The sequence below is a fragment of the Bifidobacterium sp. LH_558 genome, assembly GCF_056356295.1.
Map to the genome: position 1 here is coordinate 111,911 of NZ_JBKETZ010000006.1, position 19,324 is coordinate 131,234.

At 65.4% G+C, this 19,324-nt stretch carries 17 protein-coding genes; 7 read left to right on the forward strand and 10 right to left on the reverse strand.

Annotated elements, in window-relative coordinates; genetic code table 11:
• Nucleotides 1-36 precede the first annotated feature (36 nt).
• The 5 genes from nusA to ribF all read left to right on the forward strand — a co-directional run bounded on the left by nusA (nucleotide 37) and on the right by ribF (nucleotide 7,166).
• Complete coding sequence (gene nusA, locus AC1AV0_RS08930; RefSeq protein WP_476573172.1) at nucleotides 37-1,083, forward strand: transcription termination factor NusA; 1,047 nt, start codon at nucleotides 37-39, stop codon at nucleotides 1,081-1,083.
• A gap of 227 nt (nucleotides 1,084-1,310) precedes the next feature.
• The gene (gene infB, locus AC1AV0_RS08935; RefSeq protein WP_476573174.1) at nucleotides 1,311-4,166 is read left to right on the forward strand and encodes a translation initiation factor IF-2; all 2,856 of its coding nucleotides are present in this window, start codon (nucleotides 1,311-1,313) and stop codon (nucleotides 4,164-4,166) included.
• A gap of 176 nt (nucleotides 4,167-4,342) precedes the next feature.
• Entirely contained in the window at nucleotides 4,343-4,903 is a 561-nt protein-coding gene (gene rbfA, locus AC1AV0_RS08940; RefSeq protein WP_476573176.1) for a 30S ribosome-binding factor RbfA, read from the forward strand.
• A gap of 5 nt (nucleotides 4,904-4,908) precedes the next feature.
• The gene (truB, locus tag AC1AV0_RS08945; protein WP_476573178.1) at nucleotides 4,909-5,964 is read left to right on the forward strand and encodes a tRNA pseudouridine(55) synthase TruB; all 1,056 of its coding nucleotides are present in this window, start codon (nucleotides 4,909-4,911) and stop codon (nucleotides 5,962-5,964) included.
• A 77-nt stretch (nucleotides 5,965-6,041) separates the two neighbouring features.
• On the forward strand, nucleotides 6,042-7,166 hold the full coding sequence (ribF, locus tag AC1AV0_RS08950; RefSeq protein ID WP_476573180.1) for a bifunctional riboflavin kinase/FMN adenylyltransferase: 1,125 nt from the start codon (nucleotides 6,042-6,044) through the stop codon (nucleotides 7,164-7,166).
• Between the two features lie 173 nt (nucleotides 7,167-7,339).
• Here ribF and AC1AV0_RS08955 read toward each other — a convergent pair whose 3' ends face one another.
• The 7 genes from AC1AV0_RS08955 to radA form a co-directional block, all read right to left on the reverse strand.
• Nucleotides 7,340-8,140 carry an amino acid ABC transporter ATP-binding protein gene (locus AC1AV0_RS08955; protein WP_476573182.1) on the reverse strand — a complete coding sequence of 267 codons (801 nt, stop codon included), beginning with the start codon at nucleotides 8,138-8,140 and terminating at the stop codon, nucleotides 7,340-7,342.
• Nucleotides 8,137-9,024 (reverse strand): amino acid ABC transporter permease, encoded by an 888-nt coding sequence (locus tag AC1AV0_RS08960; protein WP_476573184.1) that lies wholly within the window; start codon nucleotides 9,022-9,024, stop codon nucleotides 8,137-8,139. The genes AC1AV0_RS08955 and AC1AV0_RS08960 overlap by 4 nt, the downstream gene beginning before the upstream one ends.
• A gap of 14 nt (nucleotides 9,025-9,038) precedes the next feature.
• Nucleotides 9,039-9,905 carry an ABC transporter substrate-binding protein gene (locus AC1AV0_RS08965; protein ID WP_476573186.1) on the reverse strand — a complete coding sequence of 289 codons (867 nt, stop codon included), beginning with the start codon at nucleotides 9,903-9,905 and terminating at the stop codon, nucleotides 9,039-9,041.
• A gap of 158 nt (nucleotides 9,906-10,063) precedes the next feature.
• On the reverse strand, nucleotides 10,064-10,564 hold the full coding sequence (locus AC1AV0_RS08970) for a cupin domain-containing protein (protein ID WP_476573188.1): 501 nt from the start codon (nucleotides 10,562-10,564) through the stop codon (nucleotides 10,064-10,066).
• Between the two features lie 200 nt (nucleotides 10,565-10,764).
• Nucleotides 10,765-12,153: an amidohydrolase family protein gene (locus AC1AV0_RS08975; RefSeq protein WP_476573190.1), complete on the reverse strand. Its 1,389-nt coding sequence runs from the start codon at nucleotides 12,151-12,153 to the stop codon at nucleotides 10,765-10,767.
• The gene (locus AC1AV0_RS08980) at nucleotides 12,150-13,571 is read right to left on the reverse strand and encodes an adenosylhomocysteinase (RefSeq protein WP_476573193.1); all 1,422 of its coding nucleotides are present in this window, start codon (nucleotides 13,569-13,571) and stop codon (nucleotides 12,150-12,152) included. Before AC1AV0_RS08980 ends, AC1AV0_RS08975 begins: the two co-directional genes overlap by 4 nt.
• A 33-nt stretch (nucleotides 13,572-13,604) precedes the next feature.
• Nucleotides 13,605-15,032 carry a DNA repair protein RadA gene (gene radA / locus AC1AV0_RS08985; RefSeq protein ID WP_476573194.1) on the reverse strand — a complete coding sequence of 476 codons (1,428 nt, stop codon included), beginning with the start codon at nucleotides 15,030-15,032 and terminating at the stop codon, nucleotides 13,605-13,607.
• A gap of 183 nt (nucleotides 15,033-15,215) precedes the next feature.
• Here radA and AC1AV0_RS08990 point away from each other — a divergent pair, with 183 nt between their 5' ends.
• Together AC1AV0_RS08990 and AC1AV0_RS08995 are read left to right on the forward strand one after the other, a co-directional pair.
• The gene (locus tag AC1AV0_RS08990; protein WP_476573195.1) at nucleotides 15,216-15,824 is read left to right on the forward strand and encodes a hypothetical protein; all 609 of its coding nucleotides are present in this window, start codon (nucleotides 15,216-15,218) and stop codon (nucleotides 15,822-15,824) included.
• A gap of 196 nt (nucleotides 15,825-16,020) precedes the next feature.
• Nucleotides 16,021-16,110, forward strand: a complete 90-nt coding sequence (locus tag AC1AV0_RS08995) for a 30S ribosomal protein bS22 (RefSeq protein WP_004268639.1) — start codon at nucleotides 16,021-16,023, stop codon at nucleotides 16,108-16,110.
• A gap of 68 nt (nucleotides 16,111-16,178) precedes the next feature.
• Here AC1AV0_RS08995 and rpiA read toward each other — a convergent pair whose 3' ends face one another.
• The 3 genes from rpiA to AC1AV0_RS09010 all read right to left on the reverse strand — a co-directional run bounded on the left by rpiA (nucleotide 16,179) and on the right by AC1AV0_RS09010 (nucleotide 19,239).
• Complete coding sequence (gene rpiA / locus AC1AV0_RS09000; protein WP_476573196.1) at nucleotides 16,179-16,877, reverse strand: ribose-5-phosphate isomerase RpiA; 699 nt, start codon at nucleotides 16,875-16,877, stop codon at nucleotides 16,179-16,181.
• Between the two features lie 138 nt (nucleotides 16,878-17,015).
• Nucleotides 17,016-18,161, reverse strand: a complete 1,146-nt coding sequence (locus AC1AV0_RS09005) for a ribonuclease H family protein (protein ID WP_476573197.1) — start codon at nucleotides 18,159-18,161, stop codon at nucleotides 17,016-17,018.
• A gap of 52 nt (nucleotides 18,162-18,213) precedes the next feature.
• Nucleotides 18,214-19,239 carry a LacI family DNA-binding transcriptional regulator gene (locus AC1AV0_RS09010; RefSeq protein WP_476573200.1) on the reverse strand — a complete coding sequence of 342 codons (1,026 nt, stop codon included), beginning with the start codon at nucleotides 19,237-19,239 and terminating at the stop codon, nucleotides 18,214-18,216.
• Between the last annotated feature and the right edge of the window lie 85 nt (nucleotides 19,240-19,324).

Genomic DNA, 19,324 nt, shown 5'->3' on the forward strand with positions numbered 1-19,324 from the left:
CAAGCGCTCGGAAATAACTTCATAGGAGGTCGGACGATGGATCTGGATCTGACTGGAATGCACAAGCTCGCCGCCGAGCAGGGAATCGAACCCGAGACGCTGGATGCCGCACTGGCTGAGGCTTTGCGGCTTGCCTATCTGAAAACCCCGCACGCCGCCAAGCACGCCCGCGTCGAGCTGGACGAGCGTTCGGGCAGCTTCACCGTATGGGCCGTGGACGAGATCCGCCAGGAGCCCACCGAAGACGATCCGCACCCCGCGCCCACGTTCAGCGAGGAATACGACGATACCCCGCGCGATTTCGGCCGCCTCGCCGCCGCCACCGCGCGTCAGGTCATCAGCCAGCTGTTCCGCAAGGCCGAGGACGACAAGGTGTTCGGAGCGTTCTCCGGCCAGAAGGGCAAGCTCATCACCGGCGTCATCCAGCAGGATGTCTCCGATCCGACGAATGTGCACGTGGCCATTGGCGATGTGGAGGCCATTCTGCCGCGTCGCGAGCAGGTGCCGGGTGAGCGTTACCGCCACGGCGAGCGTCTGCGCGTGTACGTGGTGAACGTGGCCCGCGGCCTGAAGGGACCGGAGATCGTCGTCTCCCGCTCCCATCCCGAACTGGTGCGCAAGCTGTTCGAGCGCGAAGTGCCGGAACTGGTGTCGGGCGCGGTGTCGATTATGGCCATCGCCCGTGAGGCCGGCGCGCGCACGAAGCTCGCGGTGAAGGCCAATACCGAAGGCGTGAACCCCAAGGGCGCGCTGATCGGCCCCGGCGGCGCTCGTGTGCGTGCGGTGATGGAGAATCTGGGACCGGAGAAGATCGACATCGTCGACTGGTCCGAGGATCCCGCCAAGTTCGTGGCCGCCGCGCTGAGCCCGGCCGTGGCGACCGGCGTGCAGGTGATCAGCGAGAAGAACAAAACCGCAATCGCCTTCATCCACGACGACCAGCTTTCGCTGGCCATCGGTAAGGAAGGTCAGAACGCGCGTCTGGCCGCCAAGCTCACCGGCTGGAAGATCGGCATCGAATCCGCCGAAGCCCATGCGCTCAAGGCCGCGGAGAACACCGAAGCGGCACCGAGCGCGGAATAACCAATACCCGAACCATGCCGTTGGATGACGCGCGGCTCGCTTCGAGAGGCGACATCCAGCGGCACGAGTATGCTTGACTTTCGATGCGGGCAGGCGCACGACGCGCCGTCATGCCCCGCGAAGAGACGAGGTAACACGATCATGGTCGCACGATGAGACAGGGTAGGCTTGCCATCATCACAGACTGACCACGCCCAATCACGCGTGGTCTCAGATAGGAGTAATTAGTGGCGAAACCACGCGTATACGAATTGGCCAAGGATTTGAACGTCGACAGCAAGGCCGTTCTCGAAAAGCTCAAGGATATGGGCGAGTTCGTGAAATCCGCTTCCTCGACGGTGGAGCCCCCGGTGGCCCGCCGCCTGAAGGCCGCATTCGCCAAGTCTGAATCCGGCGAAGCCAAGGCCGCGCCGAAGTCCCAGACTCCCGCCCCGGCAGCCAAGCCGATGGCGAAGCCGGCGGCACCCGCCCCCGCGGCACCCAAGCCCGCGGCGCAGGCTCCGGCGACCCCGGCCGCTCCGGTCAAGCCGGCGGCTCCGGCTCCGGCATCTCCTGCCGCTCCGGCCAAGCCTGCCGCCAAGCCGCAGCAGGATTCCACGCAGCAGCGCGCCGCCCGTCCGGGCCAGCAGCCGCGCAACGGCGGCGCTCCCAATGGCGGACGTCCGCAGGGCGCCACCCCGCGTCCCGCGCCCACGCCGAATGCCGGCGCAGCTGGCGCTAATGGTGCTGCCGGCGCGAATGGTTCCGCCGCGCGTCCCCATACCCCCGGCCCCCGTCCGGGCAATAATCCGTTCAGCCGCAAGCAGGGCATGCGCACGCCGACCCCCGGCGACATCCCGCGCCCGCATCCGATGGCTCGTCCGAATGTCGAAGGCGGCCGTGGCGGCCGTCCGGGTCGTCCCGGTCAGGGCGGCCAGCAGGGCGGCGGTGCCCGCGGAGGATTCCGCGGCGGTCGTCCCGGTCAGGGCGGCGCCCAGGGCGCACGTCCGGGCCAGTGGGGCCACAGCCGTCCCGGTCAGGGCCAGCAGGGCGGTGCCCAGGGTGGCGGCCGTCCGGGTCGTCCCGGTCAGGGCGGCGCTCAGGGCGGCAACAACTTCCAGGGCGGCGCGCCGAGCAACGGTCCCGCACGTGGCGGCGGCCGCGGTCGCGGCGGTGCCGCGGGCGCATTCGGCCGTCAGGGCGGCAAGTCCTCGAAGGCGCGTAAGAACCGTCTGGCGAAGCGTCAGGAGTTCGAGGAGCTGAAAGCACCGACCATCGGCGGCGTCCGCATCCCCAACGGCGGCGGTCAGACCGTGCGTCTGCGCCAGGGTGCCACGCTGGCCGATCTGGCGGAGAAGATCAACGTCAATCAGGCCGCGCTGGTGACCGTGCTCTTCCACCTGGGCGAGATGGCCACGGCCACGCAGTCCCTTGACGAGGCGACCTTCCAGATTCTGGGCGACGAGATCGGCTGGAACATCAAGCTCGTCTCCGCCGAGGAGGAAGACAAGGAGCTGCTCCAGCAGTTCGACATCAACCTCGACGAGGAAGAACTGCAGGCCGACGAGGATCTTCAGCCGCGTCCGCCGGTCGTCACCGTCATGGGCCACGTCGACCACGGTAAGACCCGACTGCTCGACACCATCCGCCGCACCAACGTCATCGCACGCGAGGCCGGCGGCATCACCCAGCGCATCGGCGCCTACCAGGTGACGGTGGAGCTGGAGGGCGAGCCGCGCAAGATCACCTTCCTCGACACCCCGGGCCACGAGGCGTTCACCGCCATGCGTGCCCGCGGCGCCGAACTCACCGACGTCGCGATCCTCGTGGTCGCCGCCGACGACGGCGTGATGCCCCAGACCGTGGAGGCCATCAACCACGCGCAGGCGGCCCATGTGCCGATCGTCGTGGCCGTCAACAAGATCGACGTGTCCGGTGCGAACCCCGACAAGGTGCGCGGCCAGCTCACCGAATTCGGCCTGGTGCCGGAGGAGTACGGCGGCGACACCATGTTCGTCGACATCTCCGCCAAGCAGGGACTGAACGTCGACAAGCTGCTCGAAGCGGTGCTGCTCACCGCGGACGCCGAACTCGACCTGCGGGCCAATCCGGATATGGACGCCCGCGGCGCCACCGTGGAAGCCCGACTCGACAAGGGCCGCGGCGCCGTGGCCACCGTGCTCGTGCAGTCCGGTACGCTCCACGTGGGCGACGCCATCGTGGCCGGCACCTCGTACGGCCGCGTTCGCGCCATGCTCGATGAGAACGGCAACCCGATGAGCGAGGCCGTGCCGTCCAGCCCGGTGCAGGTGCTCGGTCTGACCTCCGTGCCGACCGCAGGCGACCTGTTCCTTGTGGCTTCGGATGACCGCGCCGCCCGCCAGATCGCCGAGAAGCGCCAGGCCACCGAGCGCGCCGCCCAGCTGGCCAAGCGCCGTAAGGTCGTCTCGCTCGAGGACTTCAAGAAGAAGCTCGCCGAGTCCGAGGTCGATATGCTCAACATCGTCATCAAGGGCGATTCCTCCGGCTCCGTCGAGGCGCTCGAGGACTCCCTGATGAAGATCGAGGTGTCCGACGAGGTCGGCATCCAGGTCATCCACCGCGGCGTCGGCGCGATCACCCAGAACGACGTCAACCTCGCCACGGTCGACAAGGCCGTCATCATCGGCTTCAACGTGCGTCCGAACCGTCAGGTCGCCGACCTGGCCGAGCGCGAGGGCGTGGAGATCAAGTACTACTCGATCATCTACAAGGCCATCGAAGACATCGAGGCCTCCCTCAAGGGCATGCTCAAGCCGGAATACGAAGAGGTCACCACCTCGCACTCCGAGATTCGCGAGATTTTCCGCTCCTCCAAGTTCGGCAACATCGCCGGCGTGCTGGTGCAGGACGGCGAGGTCAAGCGCGGAACGAAGTGCCGCATCCTGCGCAACGGCGTGGCCACGGTCAACGACCTGGAGATCTCCTCGCTGCGTCGCTTCAAGGACGACGTCACCTCCGTCAAGGAAGGCTACGAGGCGGGTATCAACCTCGGCTCCTTCAACGACATCGAGATCGGCGACATCATCGAGACCTTCGAGATGCGCGAGGTTGAACGCAAGTAGTTCGAGCCCGCATCGCAAGGCTTTGACGGGAACGCCCGCCACCGGCTTCCGGCGGCGGGCGTTCCCACGTATATGGCACAATAACGGATAGCGAATGCGGATGGTTCCGGGAACGGGCGCGCATGGCGGCCCACGCGAACATCCGCGATACGAACACGACCCAAGGAACGAAACTTATGGCAGGAACGAACCCCCGCGCGGCGCGCATCGCCGCCCTGATTCAGCGTGTGATCGCCTCGTCGATGGAGGCACAGCTGCACGACAAGCGTCTGACGAACGTCACCATCACCGAAGTGCGCGTCACCAACGATCTGCAGATCGCCAAAGTGTATTGGACCCAGCTCGGCCACGCCGGCAAGGAGGAGGGTGAGCGCAAGCGCGCCCAGCAGGCGCTCAACCAGGCCAGCGGCCGTCTGCGCTCGCTGGTCGGCATCAAGGCCGGCCTGCGTCTGACCCCGCAGCTGCAGTTCGTCTATGACGAGGTGCCTGGTGAGGCGCATGAGATCGAGGACATTCTCGCCATCGCCCGCAAGCGCGACGAGGAGCTCGCCAAGGCGCGCGCCACCGCCCAGTACGCCGGCGACGCCGATCCGTACAAGCATGCGGATGATGACGATGACATCGACGATGAGTACGAAGACGACGATGACGATTGGGATGACGAGGAGGATTTCGAAGTCGAAGACTTCGACGCCGAAGACGCGGACGATTCCGACGATTCCGATCGCGCCGAGTGACGCCGATGGCATCGAGTGACGCCAGTACGCCGGCCGGCGGCCTGCTGATCATCGACAAGCCGCAAGGCGTGACCAGCTTCGACGCGGTCGCCGCCGTGCGCGCCGCCCTGCATACTAAGAAAGTCGGCCATGCGGGCACGTTGGATCCGATGGCCACCGGCATGCTTGTGATCGGCTTCGGCCACGCCACCAGACTGCTGACCGCAATCGTCGAACACGACAAAAGCTATGAGGCCACGATTCGCCTCGGCCAGCGCACCACCACCGATGACGCCGAAGGCGAACTCATCGCATCGCAAAGCGAGACGCCCGACGCGATAAGCCGGTTGAGCCGCGAACTGATCGAAACGACGATCCGAGAACAGTTCACCGGCGATATCGAACAGGTGCCCAACACCTTCTCCGCCATCAAAATCAACGGCAAGCGCGCCTACGATCTGGCACGCGACGGCCAGGCGGTCGAGCTCAAAGCCCGACCCGTCACCATCGGTGAATTCACCGTGCTCGACATGCGCTCAGCCACAGCCGATGATGCCGCCGGCGCTCCGGTGCCCGTGATCGATCTGGACGTGCGCGTGAGCTGCTCGTCCGGCACCTATATTCGCGCGCTGGCTCGCGATCTGGGCGAGACGCTTGGCGTGGGCGGTCATCTGACCCGATTGCGCCGCACCCGCGTGGGACGTTTCGATTTCGCCGACGAGACCGTGGCACGGCGCGCCCTCACCGCGTATGCCGAACCGTACAGCTTCACCAGCCGCGAGGGCGAAACCATCACCCGCAATAAATGCATGCTCGATACGCCCGGGCTCGCCGGCGAGCAACGCCGTGAATGGCTGCTGGGCCGCGCGCTGACCATGGCTGAAGCCGTGCGTGGCGCCATGCCGGTGGTTGAGGTCACCGCCGAAGAGGCCGCCGAACTGCGTTTCGGTCGGCGTATCGCCCGCCGTCTCGATGTGGACCAGGCCGCCGCCGTGGTGAGCGAGACTCAGGATGTGGTCGCGCTGGTCGCTCCGGCCAACGGTTCCCAAGCCAAACCCGTCACCGTATTCCCCGCGGTCTAAATCGCCGTGGCCGGCTGCTGCTAGAGTGGACGGCGGTTTTTGTGAGATACAGCACGCACAACACAAGGAAAACGTTTATGGACATCACCAGATTGACGCCGGACGAGCAGGGCATGGTCGAATGGCCCACCTTAAGCGAGGACCGCAAGGCCGTGGTCAGCGTGGGTGTATTCGATGGATTCCACCGCGGCCATAACGCCGTCATTTCGCGCGTGGTGGAGTTGGCCCGGCAGGCCGACGCCTTCGCCGTGGTGGTGATGTTCGACCCGCGTCCCGGCCTGGTGCACCGCTACGCCGCCACCCATGACGGCGCGGAACCCGCCGCCGACACCCTCGATGCCCAAGCGCTGACCGACGTGAACGAGCGTTTGCGCTTCATGGAGCAGGCGGGCGTCGACCATGTGATGATCGTGCGCTACACGTTGGCGTTCGCCGCGAAATCCTACCGCTTCTTCCTCGGCCAGATGGTAGGCAAGCTCGGCATGCGCGCGCTGGTGCTCGGCTCGGACGCCGCCATGGGCAACAATCGCGAAGGCGATGTGCAGGCGATCGCGAATCTCGCGGCCGCCACCGGCGTGTTCGAGCTCGAGGTTGTGGATGACCGCGGTCCGGGCGAGACCCGCGTGCCGCCGAACGCCCAGCCGATTGCCCCCGAAGGCTGGGGAGAGCCCGTCGATCCGCTCGCGACTATGAACAAGGCCGAACGCCGCGCATGGAGCAAAAAGCATCAGGCCAAAGCCGTGCGCGTGTGGAGTTCCACCAACGTGCGGTATCTGCTCTCGCAGGGGCGCATCAAGGATGCCAATGAGATTCTGGGGCACGCGCACGCCATCGAAGGCACCGTGGTGCATGGCGAGGAGCGCGGCCGCTCCATCGGATTCCCCACCGCGAATCTAGGCGATGACGTGACCGGTTATCTGCCGGTGGACGGCGTGTACGCCGGATGGCTGGTGGATGGGGAGCAGCGTTGGCCCGCCGCCATCTCCATCGGCACCAAGCCCACGTTCAGTGAGAAAACCGGATTGCATGAGCGTGTGGTCGAGGCCTATGCGCTCGCCGATGAGTGGCTGGACCTCTACGAGCATCATGTGCGCGTGGAATTCGTGAGATTCCTGCGTCCGCAGGTCAAATTCGAGGGGCCGGACGAACTGGCAGCCGAACTGAAGCGCAACGTCGAGGCGACGAAGCGACTCACCGCCTGATTGCGGCATTATCCCGAGGGTAGTCCTCTTTGTCATCCCGAGGGTACCTCTTTGTCATCCCGAGCGAAGTCGAGGGATCTCAGTGTGAGCTGACTGGGATTCCTCGACTTCACTTCGTTCCGCTCGGAATGACGAGGTGTTTCGCTCGAGATGACGAGGGACACCGGGTGTCATCAGTGACGGAAGTGGGAGAAGAACTCCTTGGTTTGCGGATCCTGCGATTCGTCCATCACTTCGCGCGGGGTGCCGTTTTCGGCGATGACGCCGCCGCGCAGCAACACCACGCGGTCGGCCGCGTCATGGGCGAAGCTCATCTCATGCGTGGCCATCAGAATCGTGGTGCCCTGGTTTTTCAGCTCGGCCACCATGGTGAGCACTTCGCCCACCAGCATCGGGTCGAGCGCCGAGGTGATTTCGTCGAGCAACAGCAGTTCCGGATCGGTCATCAGCGCGCGGGCGATCGCCACACGCTGCTGCTGTCCGCCGGAAAGCTGGTCGGGATAGGCTCCCGCCTTGGCGCGCATGCCGATGCGGTCGAGCAGTTCGAGCGCGCGGGCCTCGGCACGGTCCTTGCTCCAATGGTGCACCTTGCGCGCGGCCAACGTCACGTTCTTGATCACCGACATATGCGGGAACAGGTTGAACTGCTGGAACACCACGCCGATGCGCGCGCGCAGCTTGTCTTGGTCGGCGCGCGGATCGGTGATGTCGGTGTCGCCCAGCCAGATCTGACCGTCGTCGACGCGCTCAAGCAGGTTCACGCATTTCATCAATGTGGATTTGCCCGAACCCGAAGGGCCGAGCAGCGCCACGACCTCATGCTGGCGCACCTCGAAGGAGATGCCTTTAAGCACCTGCGTGGCGCCGAAGGACTTGCGGATGTTATCCAAACGCAGCACCGCGGGAGCATCGACCTGCACAGAGGCGTTCTCGGCGGGGGCGCCGGTTGCCATGGGATTGGTCATGTCGCTCATACCGTGCCTCCACTCAACTCGCGTTTGCGCAGTCGCGCCGCATACCAGTCGTTCAGCAGAATGAACGGCACGCTCATCAGAATGAACAGCAGGCTCGCCACCACATAGGGGGTGAAGTTGTAGCTGCTGGCCACCTCGATCTGGGCGGCGCGCACCGCATCCACCGCGCCGAGCACGGAGATGAGGCCGACGTCCTTCTGCATGGAGATGAAGTCGTTCATCAGCGCGGGCGCGACCTTGCGCAGCGCCTGCGGGATGACGATCATACGAGTGGTCTGCCCGGCGGTCAGGCCTAGGGAGCGTGCGGAGGCGCGCTGTGAGGGATGCACGTCGTTGAAGCCGGCGCGCAAGACCTCGGCCACGTAGGCGGAATAGCCCATAACCACGGCGATGGTGCCGAGAATCGAGGGGTCGATGCGCCCGAACAGGCCGAGTCCGGGGATGCCGAAACCGATGAGGTAGAGGATCACAATCATCGGGATGCCGCGCATCACGGTGGTGTAGACGGCGGCCAGCGCGCGCAGCGGGAACAGCACCGGATTGGTGCTGGTGCGCACCAGCGCGATCAGGGTGGCGAAGATGGCCACGCCGATCACCGCGACGACCAGCACCTTGAGGTTGAGCCACAGGCCGTCCAGAATCTCCGGGAACGACGAGGCGAAGTATTCGGCGGAGAAGAAGGTCTGCTTGACGCGCGGCCAGCCGGGGGAGAGCTTGAGGCCGGTGACCACGATGATTGCCAGCACGATGGTGCTGACAAGGCTGGTGACCACTGATTTGAGCTGCTGCTTGCGCCGCCAGTCGCGGCGGAAACGCTCGACCTCGCTTACGGCCGTGGGGTCGTAGGCGAGGTCGGCGGGCGTGTTGGTTGCCTGAGCGTTCATCGTCGTGACGGGAGTCAGGCGAGTTCGTTCAGGTCGGTGGTGTATTCGGCCAGCCACGTATCCTGCAGGCTCTGCAGTGTGCCGTCCGCGTCAAGCTCGTCCACAGCCTCGGTCACGGCGCTGGTGAGCGCGGAATCCTTCGGCAGTACGATGCCCAGACCGTCCTTGTCTTCGGAGCCGGCGATACGGCCCACCACGACGGCGTCCGCCACCTGGCCGGACTGCACCATGTAGATGCATTCGACGGTGTTGGTCACCAGAGCGTCGATCTGGCCGGCGTCAAGCGCCTGAGCCAGCGAGGCGTCGTCGTTGAAGGTCTGGATGTCGTCGGAGAGCTTCTCCTTGGCGATCGTGTAGCCCTGTGTGCCCACCATCGCGCCGATCACGGCGCCGTCGAGGTCGGCCAAGCTGGTGGCGTTGGCGTACTTGCCGTCCTTCTTGACGATGACGGACTGGGTGTCCTTGTAATAGCCGGAGGAGAAGTCGACGGCCTGCTTGCGCTCGTCGGTGATGCCGAACTGCTGGATGTTCAGATCCCAGTCCTTGGCGCCCGGAGCGATGGCCGAGTCGAAGGTGGTGCGGGTCCACACCACGTCATCCTCGTCGAAGCCGAGCTTTTCGGCCACGGCGTAGGCCACGGCGGCCTCATAGCCTTCGCCGGATTCGGGATCGTCGTTCATCACCCACGGCTCGTAGGCCGGGTCGCCGGTGGCGATGGTGAGCTTGCCCGGCGTCACGGTCTGCTGGGTGATGTCGGAGCTATCCGCGGAGGCGTTGGTGTTGGTGTCAGTGCCGGAACCGCAGGCGGCGCAGAAGGCGAGAGCGGCCACGCTCACGCCGGCGGCCAGAGAGCGGATGAAATCGTTGCGGCGCAGTGCCATATTCTCCTCTTTCCTGAATCGATCGGGAATGCGCGCAGGGGCGCGAACAAGTGGCGATTATAACGCCTTGGAGTTTCCGGCATGTCATACTTGTTATCGATGTTGCCGATAGCGCGTTATCGGCAACATCGCCTGTGGTTGGGCGCCCTGATGGCGCGCTATTCGAGGGTGAATCCCTCGAAGGTGAAGCCGGGGCTGACCACGCAGGAGACCAGTGCATCGCCCTCGCCCGGCACGGTGCGCTGCCACACGCCGGCGGGCACCACCGCATGCCCCACAACGGGAGTGACGGTGGCATCGGCGTTCTCGTCACTGCCGATGCCCGATCCCAGCGTGAAGCGCGTGCGTTTGCTCTCGTCGGATTCGGGCGCGTCGCCGTCGCCGCCGAATTCCAGCGTCACCGGCGCGGGGCCGTGCCACAGCCAGATCTCATCCGCATCCACCTTATGCCAGGCGCTTGCGTCGCCCTGCGGCAGCAGGAAATAGATCAGCGAGGCCAGCGGGCGGCCGTGCAGGCCGTCGTTGGGATCGTCGGCGCGGTAGCGGAGCGGCGACTGCCAGTCGCGCGTGTACCAACCGCCTTCGGGATGCGCCTCAAGTCCCAGCCGCTCCACGACGGAACGGGCGTAGGGGCTCATATCATCCAATGCGATGCTCATATTGATTCCTTTCGATTGTGGAGGATGGAGATCCCTCGACTGCGCTCGGGATGACGACAATGGTCGGCATGTCATCCTGTTGAGATGCTTCGACTTCGTTGCACTCCGCTCAGCATGACGAATAACCATCATCAATGTCATCCTGAGCGGAGGGCGTTAGCCCGGAGTCGAAGGATCCCATACGCAACGCACCCGTGCTCTTAGAACGCGCCGTCGTTGTAGACCACGCGGCCGGAGATCACCGTGGCCCGGTTCGTGCCGGCACCGTGGCACACCAGCGTCTCCAAGGTGTCTTCGATGCCGCGCGGCGTGGCCACATACACCGGCACGTCGAAGAACGCGAGATCGGCTGTCGCGCCTGCGTTGATCTGGCCGATGCGACCCGCGCCCACATGCATGCCCAGCACCTCGGCGCCGCCGATCGTCATCATGCGGATCAAGCGATGCGTCAGATCATCGCCCGCATAGCCCTGCTCGCGCGCCAGCTCGTAAAGCATGGCCACATCCTCCAGCACGTCGAGGCTGGGGGAGCTGGACAGCGAATCGGTGCCCACGGCCAGGAGATTCCCCTCCTCGAGATATTCGCGGATTGGCGCGTCCCGCCCGGTCACCGTGATGCGGTTCGAGCGCGGGCACAGCGCCACGCCCACGCCGCGCTGGCGCAGGATGCGGCGGTCCTCCTTGTCGGCCCACACGCCGTGCGCGATATGCACGTCGGGGCCGAGCGAGCCGAGCTGGTCGAGGAACTGGATGGCCGAAGCGCCCTTGCCCGCCTCCTTAAGCTCCTGGTAGCTCGTCCAATTCTCGTCGCGCCATTCAGCCGCCGAATATGTGGACAGAATCGTCTCGCGCTCGCCGGCCTCCATCGGTGTCTCCGCCAAATGGATATGCAAGCGCATGTCGAGCTGACGGGCGATATCGGGCAGATCGACGAAGGGCGCGGTTTCCAACGTGTAGGGCGCGTGCGGGCTGATGCCGATGCTGGGCAGCTCCTCCTGGCGCATATGCCCCAGATGGGTCACCAGTTCGGCGATGCCCTCGGTTTTCCAATCGCTGTTGCGCCAGTTCATCACCTCCCAATAGGCCACGCCGTGCATGCCCTGCGAGGCGAGCGCGCCGACCGCCTCCGGGTCGGTGACGATGTCGGCTGCCGCCGTGGTTCCGGAGCGCACCAGCATACGCGCGCCCTCCTCGGCGGATTGCCTCCACGAGCCCGTTTCGCACAAACGCTCGTATACGGGGTCGAACGCCCGCTCCCACGCGTGGAAGTCGTCGTAATCGCCGCGTCCCACCTCGGCCATATTCGTGTACTGCAGATGCGTGTGCGCGTTGATCAGACCGGGCATGATCACGCCATGCCAGTGGCGCTCCTCGATGCGCGCGCCGGCGGCCATATCCTGCTTGAGCGCCTCCAGCACCCAACGTCGGGTGCCGGCGTGCACCACGCGGCTGCCGCTGACCGCCACCGCGCCGTCGAGCAGCACCGGTCCGGTGACGGGGATGATCAACGGCGCGCTGTACAGCGTCACCTCGCTCAAGGGCGCGGGATGCGCGGCCGCATACAGCTGGTCGAACGAGTCGGTGGTCATCGCGCCTCCTTGAATCGGGTGAGCGTCCAATCGTAGCCGTTGTCGCGCACGGCATGGCTGGCATGATAGCCGCGTGTTTCGAGCGCGGCGGCGGCGATGCGTCGGTCGGTCGCCTCGTCCAGACGATGCAGGCCGGGTGCGAGCTCGCCGCGATGGCTCAACAGATGGGCCACGGCGCTTGCCTGCACGGCGAAGCTTAGGTCCATGATTTCGATGGGATTGCCGCCGCCGGCCGTGTAGTTCACGCCGTCGCCCTCCGACAGCAGGGTGAGTGTGGGGCCGCCTGGTACGGCGAGCTCGCGTCGGTCGAGTCCGGTTTGCGGGCGGAAGTCGGGGATGCAGTCGAGGGCGATTTCGTTGGCGATGCCGCCGATCACCGCCAATACGGCCCCGTCGCGCATGCGGCGCATATGGTCCAGCGTGATGGTGTGGCGCACACCGGTGGCGGAGACGACCATGTCGGCGTATTCCAGCGTGTCGTCGATGTCGTGGGCGGCGAATCCGTCGAACACCGCCTGCAATGCGGCCACCGGATTCGTATCGCACACCGTGACCCGCGCGCCCAACGCCCGCACGCGCAGCGCGAAGCCCTTGCCGACCGGGCCGTAGCCGACCACGGTGATCCGCGCGCCGTCGAAGGCATGGCTGCCGAGCAGCTCCTGCATGGTCGTCACGCAGCTTTCGCCGGTGCCGTGGGCGTTGTCGAATCCGGTTTTGAGGATGCTGTCGTTTACGGCGATGACGGGGAAGTCCAACGCGCCGGCGTCATGCATCGCCTGGAAGGCGCGCACGCCGCTGGTGGTCTCCTCGGCCACGCCGATGAGGTCGGCCATGAGTTCGGGACGCTCCGCCGCGGCCAGTCGGGCGAAGCTCGCGCCGTCATCGATGATGATCTGCGGGCGGATCTTATCCAGCAGACGCAGCGCGCCCTGATGCGTCTGCTCGGCGGTCCATGTCACGTCGGCTTCGACGACGAGGCCTTCGGCGGCGAGCTGGTCGGCCACGCGCTGGTCGGTGTCGGCGGGTTCGGCGAACACGCCGACGATGGCACCGGCCGCTTTGAGCTCACGCAGCAGCACTGCGGTTTTCGGCTCCAGAATCAGACATACGGCGATCCGCACGTCGGTGAAATCCACGCCGTCGGCGATGATCCGACGCATCAGTTCGCGCAGCACCGGCATATGGCGGTGCGCATGCTCCATCGTCTCGAATCCGGTCAGCTCGCGCGCGTCGGGAATGTCGTTCGACATGGCTTCGCCTGTGTCGTCCATCACAATGCCCCATTGCCGCGCCTGTGTGAGGGATAGGGAATCTGCTTCGTTCGGTGGGGAGAAACGCGCGCCCGCCAAGGAGCGGTTCGTGCGCTGCGAATACGCGCGCGCCCATGAGACGAAATCAAATGCGCTCTGCTCAGTCATACGCCCATCATAAGCCGTGCATGTCAACCTGCATCAGCGACGCGACAGGCCGAGGGCGGTGAGGGCTTCGGCCAGGGAACGCACTTCGATTAGGGTCAGGCCGGGGATGTCTATCGGCTTGCGGGGTGTGGGCACCACGGCGGTGGTGAATCCCAGCCGCGCGGCCTCGCGCAGGCGATGCTCCAAACGAGGGGCCGGGCGCACCTGGCCGGTCAGGGAGATCTCACCGATGGCGCAGGTGGTGCGCGCGATCGGCGTGCGGTGCGCGGCGCTCGCCAGCGCGGCCACAATGGCCAGATCGCAGGCGGGTTCCTTGGCAAGGCCGCCTGCGATGGTGGAGATGTACAGGTCGTTGTTCAGCAGGTTGATATGGCCGTGGCGGTAGAGCACCGCCGTCAACATGGCGATGCGGTTCGAGTCCACGCCGTTCACCGCGCGGCGGGGCGTGGGCAGCACGGAATTGGTGACCAGCGACTGCACCTCGATGGGCAGGCTGCGGTGCCCATCCAAGGTGAAGGTCACGCAGGTGCCCTCCACCGGCGCCTCTTGCGCGCCGCCCGAGGAGAGGAACAATCCGGCCGGGTCGTTCACCTCCTCGATGCCTTCGCCGCTCATATCGAAGCAACCCACCTCGTCGGTCGGCCCGAAACGGTTCTTCACCGCGCGCAGCATACGCAGCGCGGTTTCGCTGTCGCCCTCGAACTGGCAGACCACGTCGACCAGATGCTCCAGCGTGCGCGGGCCCGCGATTGAACCGTCCTTGGTCACATGCCCCACCAGCAGCACCGGAATATCCAGGGTTTTCGCCGTGTCGATCAGCGCGCTCGCCACCTCGCGCACCTGCGTGGAGCCGCCGGAGATGCCATCGACCTCCTGCGAGACGATGGTCTGCGCGGAATCGACGATGGCCAGCGTGGGCCGCTCCTGTTCGATCAGCCCCAACACGGTGGCCAGATCGGTGGTGGAGGCCAGCAGCAGATTGGATTCCACCGCGTTGATGCGGGTGGCGCGCAGACGCACCTGCGCCTGCGATTCCTCGCCGGAAACATAGAGCACCGAACCGCTACCGGCATGGCGTCGGGCGATATTGCCCGCGGTCTCCAGCAGCAGGGTGGATTTGCCCACACCGGGTTCGCCGGCGATCAGCACCACGGAGCCGGGCACGATGCCGCCGCCGAGCACGCGGTCGAATTCGCCGAATCCGGTGGGCACGCGGGTGACCTGCTCCGTGCCGACCTGGGTGATGGGTGTAGCCGCGCCTTTGCTGCCCGCGGGTGCGGGGATGGCCGGCTGGGTGCGCGAGGTGCGTCCGGGCGCGGCGGTGCGGGTTCCCGCGGCCGCACGGGCCTCGTGGAACTCCTCGATGGTGCCCCATTGCCCGCATTCGGGGCATTTTCCGAACCATTTCGCGCCATTCCAGCCGCATTCGGAACATACATATTGCACGGACGACTTTGCCATGGCACCGACGCTATCGGTGTTCGCCGACAAGATGCGGCCGTGGGAGAGATCCCTCGACTTCGCTCGGGATGACGAGGAGGGAGGTTCGGGATGACGGGAGGGATGGGTGAAAAGGGGAATGTTTGGGATGGCGGGAGGGAGAGAGGCCTGTGAAGCGTCGGGTTGGTGTGAGAGAATCGGGGCATGCCGAATACTCAACAAACATCCTCTTCGCATGGCAAACTTATCGCCGTGGCGGTTGCCGCCGCGCTTGTGATCATTCTGGCGGTGCTGTCCGCCTTCGTCTGGCCCGGTTGGGCGATTAAGAGCGCCGACGACCCGGCGCAGTCCGAGCAGCAGACGGAGGAGCCCACCACACCCAGCATCGACGCGGTCGCGCTCCCCGAAGACGCCACCGAGCTGCTCAAGGCGATGCTCGACAGCGTGCTCAACTACGCGCGCGTCAACGCCGAAGCCTCCACGTCTTGGAGCTCGGCCTCGCCGTTGGAGGAATACACCGTGACCTACGCGGTCTCCGAGGACTCCCAGGACCTGACGATGATCACCGCGCAGTGGTCATCCGCCGATTCCGCGAAGTCGCAGTACGACGCCGTCGCCGGCACCCTGACCGGCGAGGAACTGGCCTCCGGCAACGTGAAGGTCTCCGGCGACACCACCGGCAGCTATGTGGTGAAAACCGACGCGTCGGACGAGACCAAGGCCGTGGCCCTATGGCAGAACGACACCGTGGTGTTCCAGGTCACTGGATCCAAGGACGCCGTGATGCGGTTCTACCAGGAGTTCCCGCTGTAAACTCAGTCGACACCGACCGTCGGGCGGAAACGCAAGGGCGAGCGGGTACGTGGAATTCCCGCCCTAGCCCCAAGTCGACACCGACTCGCGGTGCGGGCGCGACCCGCAGAACGGGTGGTATGGTGTCGTAGTCGCCCAATACGTGTACTATTGGGCAAGTTGCAACTTTCACGATTAATCGGAATGGAGGCTTCAGATGGGTTCCGTCATCAAGAAGCGCCGCAAGCGGATGAGCAAGAAGAAGCACCGCAAACTGCTGCGTAAGACCCGCCACCAGCGCAAGTAGTCTTACCTGCAATCAAGGCATGAAGAAACCCCGGTCAGCATCGCTGCCGGGGTTTTGTCATATGCGCATCACTTGTTGGAGTTGGTCATCACGCGCGGGCCGTTCGGGTCGCCCACGATCACCGTGTCGACCATGTTGAGGAACAGGCCGTGCTCCACCACACCCACGGTGTTGATGAGGTCGTCGGCCAGCGCCTGCGGATGCTCGATCTTCTCCAGATGCAGGTCCACCACGTAGTTGTTCTCGTCGGTGCGCACCGGCTGTCCTTCGGCATCGAGACGCAGCACGGGCTTGTAGCCGCGCGCCTCGAACTTCTTGACGACCTGGCCCGCGCCGAAGGGGATCACCTCGACCGGCAGCGGGAACTTGCCGATGGTGTCGACCACCTTGGACTCGTCCACGATCCACACGATCTTGTCGGAGTTGGTCGCCACGATCTTCTCCCACAGCAGGGCCGCGCCGCCGCCCTTGATGCCGTCGAAGTTCTTGTCCACTTCGTCCGCGCCGTCGATGGTCACGTCGATGTGGTCCACTTCGTCGACGTCCACGATCTGAATGCCGTAGCTCTCGGCCTGCTCCTGCGTACGGCGGGAGGTGGTCACGCCGGTGAACTTCAGACCTTCCTCCTGCACGCGACGGCCGAGCTCGTCGACGAGGAATCGGACGGTCGAACCGGTGCCGAGGCCCGCGATCATGCCATCTTCGATCAGCTTGGCGGCTTCGATGCCGGCCGCCTTCTTCAGAGCGTCCTGTTGCGCCTTATCCATGGGTTCTCTCCTTGTTCTGTTCCCGAAGGAACGCGTGTTGCCAATGGTTGGAGACCTTTCCTATCCTAACGCGATTGTGCAGTGATGTGGCATCGTGTCCGTTGTATGTGCGGATGCGTGCGTTCTCATGTACGTGGCTTATGCCGCGCCATCAGGGTTCTCGCGCAGGAAGGGGGCATTGGTGATGACGAGGTTGCCGTCGCCGTCCACCAGGCCTTCGATTTCGATCACGCCGCGCACGGGCAGTGGGCGGCCGGTGAAGAAGGGGCTGGTTTTGGGCGCGGGGGAGAAGCGGAGGGCGCCCGACACCGTCAGTCCGGTCGGCAGGAACCGCGGCTGCGCCGGCGTTTCGGTTGCAGCGGATTCTTCCGCCGTGGCGGACGTCTCAGAATCGTCGGACTCCTCGGATACGTTCGCGCTGGTATCTTCGGATGAGGTGGACGCTTCCTTGCCATTGGTTTCGCTGTTGGCGTCACTCATGCCGGACTCGCCTGTGCCTGCCACCGATTCGACATGATTGGTGGGTGTTTCCTCGTTCTCTTCGTTCTCCTGCGACCGTCCGTAATCCGGCAGATCCGGCACGCCTTCGGGCTCCGGTTCGAGGAACGCGCGGGAGCGGCGTTCGGCGGATTCGCTGCCGCTCAGAACATCGTTCTCGCTTGAGGAGTCCGCGCCGCGGCCCAGATGGTAGTCCTCGGGTGTGATCGCGCCGTCGAGCAGCATCTGCGCGTCGGAGGGGATATCCAATCCTTTGGAATATTCCGAGGCGATCAGCGACTGCCAGCCCTCGCGCGGCAGATAGCCGTCGCGCGAGCCTGAGCGGCAGTCCTCGGCGAAGGTGCGCGCCAACTCGTCGACCTTCTCATTGCCGGCGTTGCCCGCGTGGCCCTTCACCCACACGAAGCGCACCGAGCCCTCGCGCGCGTTGAGCTCCGCGTCGATGGCCTTGATGATTGCCGCGTTCTTCACCGGCTTCTTCTGCGAGTTTTTCCAGCCGTTCTTCTTCCAGCCCCTGACCCAGGTGGTCGAACAGTTGATCGCGTACTGCGAATCCGTTTCGATCACCAGGGGCTCCGCGCCCGGATGCGCGCGCAAAGCCTCCAGCACCGCGCATAATTCGCCGATCTGATTCGTGCCGTTGGTGGCGCCGCCCGCGTCGCAGTCGCCCGGATGCTCGTGCCCGGGCGTGCCGCCCGCGTGCGGAGTGTGATCGGCCCATGCCCATCCCATAGGGCCGTTGGGGTTGGCGAGCGCCGAACCGTCTGTGGATACCGTAATCGTCATGCGCTCCAGCCTACGGGCGGGGCGCGAAATTGATCGGAGTCGGGGTCCGCGGTCAGCGCCACGGATGCGCCGGTCCGATGCTGGCGCGTTCGACGAATGTGGAGGGCAGCATCACCGGCTCGAGACTCGGGTGGAGCACGGTGTGGTGCAGCCGCCCGATCAGCGCGTCCACGGCGTGCTGGCCCAATTGTTTGCGGGGCAGACGCACGGAGCTAAGCCGCGGTTCGACCAGCATGCTGACGGGCAGGTCGTCGACGCCGATCACCGAAACGTCGCCGGGCACGTCGTATCCACGGGCCCGCAAGGCCGCCATGAATCCGATGGCGACGACGTCGTTGTAGGCGATGACGGCGGTGGTCGGATTGCCGAGGAACTTGGCGGCGACGCCGTATCCGCCGGCATAGGTGGGCTCGGCGCCGGGAATGCGCTTCAAGGTGATGTGATGCCGCGCGCACAGTTCGTTGATCGTCCGCCAGCGGATGCCGTCCTGCCAGGAGGCCACAGGGCCGGAGAGATACGTCAGCGAATCATGGCCCATAGTGATCAGCCGTTCGATCGCGTCGGTCAGGCCGGGGGTGGGGTCGCCGCTGATGGACTGCAATCCGCGCACCGGTCTGTTGATGGTCACCACGGGTTTGATTTCGGCGATTTTGCGGATGGTGACGTCCGAGGCACGCGATGAGGCGAGGATGAAGCCGTCCACATGCGCGTGGGCCAGCTGCAGCGCGTTGCGTTCGATGGCGCTGGTCTCCTCCGCGTCGATGACCATCAGTCCGAACCCCTTGCGCATGCATTGATGCTGCGCGCTTTTCACATAGTCGGCGAACACCGGATTGGCGATATCCGCCACGCTGATCGCCAATATGCCATGCAGCCGCCTGCCGTCGGCGGGGGCGGGGGTGTCGACGGCACGCGCGCGATACCCCAAGGCGTCGGCCGCGGCGAACACACGTTTGGCGGTGCTCGCGCTCACCCTGCCAGGTCTTGCGAAAGCCCGCGACACCGTGGATATGGATACGCCGGCGGCTTCGGCCACGTCGCGGATGGTGACGGTGCTTTCGGGGTCTGGTGCGCTCATATCGCCCAGCCTACACCGCAGGCAACGTAAGGCGAGGAAAACCATGGCAAATCCACACGGTCGGCCTTGCGAAATCCACATAATA

Coding starts and splice junctions, on each gene's coding strand:
- nusA (WP_476573172.1), top strand. CDS start 37: ATGGATCTGGATCTGACTGGAATGCACAAGCTCGCCGCCGAGCAGGGA.
- rbfA (WP_476573176.1), top strand. CDS start 4,343: ATGGCAGGAACGAACCCCCGCGCGGCGCGCATCGCCGCCCTGATTCAG.
- truB (WP_476573178.1), top strand. CDS start 4,909: ATGGCATCGAGTGACGCCAGTACGCCGGCCGGCGGCCTGCTGATCATC.
- ribF (WP_476573180.1), top strand. CDS start 6,042: ATGGACATCACCAGATTGACGCCGGACGAGCAGGGCATGGTCGAATGG.
- AC1AV0_RS08955 (WP_476573182.1), bottom strand. CDS start 8,140: ATGAGCGACATGACCAATCCCATGGCAACCGGCGCCCCCGCCGAGAAC.
- AC1AV0_RS08960 (WP_476573184.1), bottom strand. CDS start 9,024: ATGAACGCTCAGGCAACCAACACGCCCGCCGACCTCGCCTACGACCCC.
- AC1AV0_RS08965 (WP_476573186.1), bottom strand. CDS start 9,905: ATGGCACTGCGCCGCAACGATTTCATCCGCTCTCTGGCCGCCGGCGTG.
- AC1AV0_RS08970 (WP_476573188.1), bottom strand. CDS start 10,564: ATGAGCATCGCATTGGATGATATGAGCCCCTACGCCCGTTCCGTCGTG.
- AC1AV0_RS08975 (WP_476573190.1), bottom strand. CDS start 12,153: ATGACCACCGACTCGTTCGACCAGCTGTATGCGGCCGCGCATCCCGCG.
- AC1AV0_RS08980 (WP_476573193.1), bottom strand. CDS start 13,571: ATGACTGAGCAGAGCGCATTTGATTTCGTCTCATGGGCGCGCGCGTAT.
- radA (WP_476573194.1), bottom strand. CDS start 15,032: ATGGCAAAGTCGTCCGTGCAATATGTATGTTCCGAATGCGGCTGGAAT.
- AC1AV0_RS08990 (WP_476573195.1), top strand. CDS start 15,216: ATGCCGAATACTCAACAAACATCCTCTTCGCATGGCAAACTTATCGCC.
- AC1AV0_RS08995 (WP_004268639.1), top strand. CDS start 16,021: ATGGGTTCCGTCATCAAGAAGCGCCGCAAGCGGATGAGCAAGAAGAAG.
- rpiA (WP_476573196.1), bottom strand. CDS start 16,877: ATGGATAAGGCGCAACAGGACGCTCTGAAGAAGGCGGCCGGCATCGAA.
- AC1AV0_RS09005 (WP_476573197.1), bottom strand. CDS start 18,161: ATGACGATTACGGTATCCACAGACGGTTCGGCGCTCGCCAACCCCAAC.
- AC1AV0_RS09010 (WP_476573200.1), bottom strand. CDS start 19,239: ATGAGCGCACCAGACCCCGAAAGCACCGTCACCATCCGCGACGTGGCC.